At 39.5% G+C, this 263-nt stretch carries 1 protein-coding gene; it reads right to left on the minus strand.

The window, feature by feature from the left end:
- Positions 1-253, minus strand: a 253-nt coding sequence (locus AOA61_RS32680) for a zinc ribbon domain-containing protein (protein ID WP_368731116.1), incomplete at its 3' end; no start/stop codon positions are given.
- Positions 254-263 lie beyond the last annotated feature (10 nt).

Consider the following 263-nt stretch of genomic DNA (forward strand, 5'->3'; position numbering starts at 1 on the left):
GTCTGGCTGTTGGGATGAAACTGCTAATAGACCTTTCTACGATCGTTCTTTCATTATGATATGTAGCAGCGTCATAGGATAAATCTGTCGTTTCGGAAGATAACAGATTTGAGCTAGCGAAAAAAACGCCAGATAGGAAGGTAGCGACGAAAAGCATGGAAATCATCAATTTAGAACGTCTCCGCTTTTTCCCACAATATTGGCAAAATCTATTCTTTTCTACGATAGGTTTTCCGCAGTTTGGACAATACAAAGTGAATGTC

Origin of the sequence: Pseudomonas sp. 2995-1, from assembly GCF_002742505.1 — a bacterium.
GTDB lineage: Bacteria > Pseudomonadota > Gammaproteobacteria > Pseudomonadales > Pseudomonadaceae > Aquipseudomonas > Aquipseudomonas sivasensis.